Origin of the sequence: Streptomyces sp. WAC05292 (assembly GCF_003949955.1) — a bacterium.
In the GTDB taxonomy this organism is placed as follows: domain Bacteria; phylum Actinomycetota; class Actinomycetes; order Streptomycetales; family Streptomycetaceae; genus Streptomyces; species Streptomyces globosus.
This window is the reverse complement of sequence record NZ_RPSE01000529.1, coordinates 1-3,406: the sequence shown is the minus strand read 5'-3', so window position 1 is coordinate 3,406 and position 3,406 is coordinate 1. Positions and strand designations below refer to the sequence as shown.

General features: G+C 70.8%; 4 protein-coding genes. 2 read left to right on the top strand and 2 right to left on the bottom strand.

The annotated features are described in order from the left end of the window. Positions 1-210: hypothetical protein (locus EF903_RS34865; protein ID WP_221888799.1), on the top strand; the 210-nt coding region annotated here is incomplete at its 5' end. Between the two features lie 260 nt (positions 211-470). On the opposite strand, the gene EF903_RS30475 is transcribed toward EF903_RS34865, so the two are convergent. Then, on the bottom strand, positions 471-1,007 hold the full coding sequence (locus EF903_RS30475) for a MarR family winged helix-turn-helix transcriptional regulator (RefSeq protein ID WP_125548218.1): 537 nt from the start codon (positions 1,005-1,007) through the stop codon (positions 471-473). Between the two features lie 125 nt (positions 1,008-1,132). Between EF903_RS30475 and EF903_RS30470 the strand changes: the two genes are divergently transcribed. After that, on the top strand, positions 1,133-2,413 hold the full coding sequence (locus EF903_RS30470) for an MFS transporter (RefSeq protein ID WP_185902907.1): 1,281 nt from the start codon (positions 1,133-1,135) through the stop codon (positions 2,411-2,413). A 66-nt stretch (positions 2,414-2,479) separates the two neighbouring features. On the opposite strand, the gene EF903_RS30465 is transcribed toward EF903_RS30470, so the two are convergent. Continuing rightward, the coding region (locus EF903_RS30465; protein WP_148142615.1) for an ATP-binding SpoIIE family protein phosphatase at positions 2,480-3,406 on the bottom strand (927 nt) is incomplete at its 5' end.

The window sequence follows — 3,406 nt, the reverse complement described above, 5'->3', positions numbered from 1 at the left end:
GCTACCGGAGCAGCCCCGCAGGTCTTTTTCAAAGGAACCTCATCCACCGAAGTGGACGGGGTATCAACTTCTGGCGTTGATTTTTGGCACGCTGTTGAGTTCTCAAGGAACGGACGCTTCCTTCGTACTCACCGCAGTAATTGCTTACTGGGGCTTTCCTCCGGGCTTTCGTTCTTCGTTTCCGACTCTATCAGATCCTTTCGGGCCTGACCCCCAGTCAGCGGGGCTTGTCTTCCGGGCTGTTGGGCCCTTCCGACTCCCAGAACTCTAGTGGATTTCCCGGTCGATTCCTAATCGGCCTTCGGGTGGGAATTCGGGCACGCCGAATTCACTCCCGGTGGGAGATCGTGCTGAGTTGGGTGCCGCGACGAGGCGGCGGATAGTTGCGCCCAAAACCTTCCGGCTCTGGGACAACCCGCAGAACTTTACGGATCCAGGAGGGTCGTGTCAACCCCCCTGGTGCGGGCCTGTCAGTTGCGCGACTGGAGGTCTTCCACCCGGTCCAGCAGGCGCGTGAGCATGTCGCCCAGGACACCCCGCTCCTTCGTGGAGAGGTCCTGGAGGAGGTCCTCCTCGAAGATCGTCGCCGCGCGCATCGCGTCGAGCCACTTGCTGCGGCCCTCGGCGGTGAGCTCCACGATCACGCGCACCCTGTTCGACTCGTCCCGCTCGCGGGTGACGAGCCCCTCCGCCGTCATGCGGTCGATGCGGTGGGTCATCGCGGCCGGAGTCAGGCCCAGCTGCTTCGCGAGTTCGCTCGGGCCCATGCGGTACGGGGCTCCGGAGATGACGAGGGCCTTGAGGACCTCCCACTCGGCGTTGCTGATGCCGAGGGCGGCGGTCTGGCGCCCGTACGCCACGTTCATGCGGCGGTTCAGCCGGCTCAGCGCCGAGACGACCTTCTCCACCTGGGGATCGAGGTCCTGGAACTCGCGCTGGTAGACGGCGATCTGCTCGTCGAGGCTCGGCTCGGGGACGGGCTGGAGGCCGTCGGCGGTGTCACCCATGGTCCGAAGTATCGCACGGGCGCGTTGGCGTCTAACTCCTTCGATGTGTACTCTTAAGCGTTGAATTTTAGCTGTGAAGTCTTCAGGCTTCAGTGATCTCGGGCAGGTGAGAAGTGACCAAGGTGATGGGCGCCGCGATGCGGCGGATCCAGGCCGGCAACGCGCTGACGGCGTTCGGCATCGGCTTCACGGTTCCGTTCCTCTACATCTACGTGGCGCAGGTGCGGGGCCTCGGCTCCATGGCGGCGACCAGCGCGTTCGTCGCCTTCGCCGTCAGCGCCCTGGTCGCCCTGCCCTTCACGGGTCGCGTCATCGACCGCCGCGGTCCCGTTCCCGTCGTCATCGGAGCGGCCCTCGCCGCCTCCGTCGGAGCGCTGGCCCTCGGCCTCTCCGACGGGCTCGTGCCGATCCTGCTCTCCGCGCTCGCGCTGGGCGCCGGGCAGGCCGTCATGCAGCCGGCGCTCGCCACGATGATCGTGTGGTGCTCCACCCCGGGGACGCGGACCAGGGCCTTCGCCCTCCAGTTCTTCATGCAGAACCTCGGCCTCGGCATAGGCGGCCTCATCGGCGGCCAGATCGTCGACGAGAGCCGGCCGGGCAGCTTCACCCTGCTCTTCGGCATCGAGGCCGTGATGTTCCTGGTCCTCGCCGGCGTCATCCTCACCGTGCGGATGCCGCACGCGCCGAGCATCAAGGACGCCGTGCCGCGGGACCCGGCGCAGGCCGGCGGCGGCTGGAAGCGGATGGTCCGGCACCGGGCCATGGCCAAGCTGCTCGTCATCGGTTTCGTGATCTTCTTCGCCTGCTACGGGCAGTTCGAGTCGGGGCTCGCCGCATTCGGCACCGAGGCGGCGCGGATCTCGCCGTCCACGCTGGGCTTCGCGCTGGCGGCCAACACCGGGGCGATCGTCGTCGCGCAGTTCGCCGTCCTGAGGCTCGTGGAGCGGCGCCGCCGTTCCCGGGTGATCGCGCTGGTCGGGCTGATCTGGACCGTGGCGTGGCTGATCGCCGGGTTCTCCGGGCTGGGCCACGGGGGTGCCTTCGCGGCGGCCGCCGCGTTCGTCACTACGTACGCGCTCTTCGGGATCGGCGAGGCGATGCTGTCCCCGACCCTCGCGCCGCTGGTCGCCGATCTGGCGCCGGAGGGTTCGGTCGGCCAGTACAACTCGGCTTTCGCCCTGGTCAAGCAGCTGGCGCTGGCGCTCGGGCCGCTCGGTGTGCCGCTGGGTGCGGGCGCCCCAATGCTGTACGTCGCCGTGTTCGTCGCGGTCTCGCTGGGCATCGCGGTGCTGGCGCTGCGGCTCGGCCGCGAGCTGGCGCCGGCGCAGGACCAGCCGTCGCTGCTCAAGGGCGCTCCGCAGGCCGTGGCCGTGAAGGCCGCCCCTGCCGCGCCGGTCGCTGCGTAGGCAGCCGTCAGGCGCGCGTCACCGGGGCCCGGTCCGTTCGGACCGGGCCCTCAGCCGTTCCTCCCGTCAGCCGGCGGGCGGCTTGTCCGGGAGGGCGAACTCGCACCAGACGGCCTTCCCGCCGCCCGGGGTGCGGCGGGAGCCCCAGGACGAGGCGATCGTCGCGACGATGGCGATGCCGCGGCCGGTCTCGTCGCCCGGCTCGGCGCGGCGGCGGCGCGGCAGGTGGTCGTCGCCGTCGGTGACCTCCACGATCAGGCGGCGGTCGGTGCGGCGCAGGCGCAGGCTCATCGGCGGCGTGCCGTGCTGGAGGGAGTTCGCCACGAGCTCGCTCGCCGCGAGGACGCCCAGGTCGCACAGTTCCACGGGGAAGCGCCAGGAGCTGAGGACGCCCTGCGCGAAGGCGCGGGCGCGCGGGGCCGCCTCGATGCCGCCGAGGAGGTCGAGGGCGGCGTTGTGGAAGAGCTCGGCCTCCGGACCGGTCCGGTCCGGCTGCTGGAGGACCATCACGGCGACGTCGTCGTCGTGGTCGGCGTCCACGCCGAGGGCGCGCATCAGGCGGTCGCAGATGACGGACGGGCTGCCCTGCGCGCCGGCGAGGGCGCGCTCCAGGGAGGCGACGCCCTCGTCGATGTCCTCGCCGCGGCGCTCGACGAGGCCGTCGGTGTAGAGGACGGCGGTCGATCCGGGGCCCAGGGCGATGGTGCCGGAGGCGTGGAGCCAGCCGCCGGTGCCGAGCGGCGGGCCGGTGGGCTCCGCGGCGCGGCGTACGACGCCGTCGGAGTCGCGGACGAGGATCGGCAGGTGGCCCGCGGAGGCGTACGCGAGGAGGCCCTCGTTGGGGTCGTGGACGGCGTACACGCAGGTGGCGATCTGGCTGGCGTCGATCTCGGCGGCCAGGCCGTCGAGGAGCTGGAGCACCTCGTGCGGCGGGAGGTCGAGGCGGGCGTAGGCGCGGACGGCGGTGCGGAGCTGGCCCATGACGGCGGCGGC

Excerpts from the sequence above, each read along its gene's own strand:
- EF903_RS30475 (WP_125548218.1), bottom strand. The coding sequence starts at position 1,007 with ATGGGTGACACCGCCGACGGCCTCCAGCCCGTCCCCGAGCCGAGCCTC.
- EF903_RS30470 (WP_185902907.1), top strand. The coding sequence starts at position 1,133 with ATGGGCGCCGCGATGCGGCGGATCCAGGCCGGCAACGCGCTGACGGCG.